This window comes from Thiocapsa imhoffii (assembly GCF_016583985.1).
Taxonomy (GTDB): Bacteria; Pseudomonadota; Gammaproteobacteria; order Chromatiales; family Chromatiaceae; genus Thiocapsa; species Thiocapsa imhoffii.
This window is the reverse complement of the sequence record NZ_NRSD01000089.1, coordinates 1-572: the sequence shown is the minus strand read 5'-3', so window position 1 is coordinate 572 and position 572 is coordinate 1. Positions and strand designations below refer to the sequence as shown.

General features: G+C 67.3%; 1 protein-coding gene. It reads left to right on the top strand.

Annotation, left to right across the window (positions count from 1 at the left end):
• Positions 1-572, top strand: a 572-nt coding sequence (locus CKO25_RS20770; protein ID WP_200389841.1) for a mechanosensitive ion channel family protein, incomplete at both ends; no start/stop codon positions are given.

Sequence of the window (572 nt, the reverse complement as noted above, 5' to 3'; positions counted from 1 at the left end):
GATCATCGAGCCGTCCTTCCAGAACATGGTGGCGGTGCTGGGCTCCCTGGGCCTGGCGCTCGGCTTTGCGCTGAAGGATTACGCCAGCAGCCTCGTCGCCGGCATCGTCGCCATTGGTGAGGCCCCCTACCGCAACGGCGATTGGGTGGAGATCGACGGCATCTACGGCGAGGTCACGCATGTGGGCATGCGCGCCCTGAGCCTGGTTACCCCGGACGACAACCTGGTGACCATTCCGCACCTGAAGCTCTGGTCCGGCGCCATCAGCAACGCCAACAACGGCAGCCCGCAGCTCCAATGCACGGCGGACTTCCACCTGCACCCGGCGCACGACGCCGCAGGCGTGCTCGCCGCGCTGCAGGACGTAGCCCTCACGAGCCCTTACTTGGCGTTCGACCAGCCCATTGCGGTGGTTGCACAGGAACAGCCCTGGGGCACCCGTTATCGGCTGCGCGCCTATCCCATCGACGCCCGCCAGCAGTTTCGCTTTACCACGGATCTGACCGTGCGCGGCAAGGCCGAGCTGCGGCGCCTGGGCATCACCTTCGCCGCCAGCTCCACGGCACCGGACC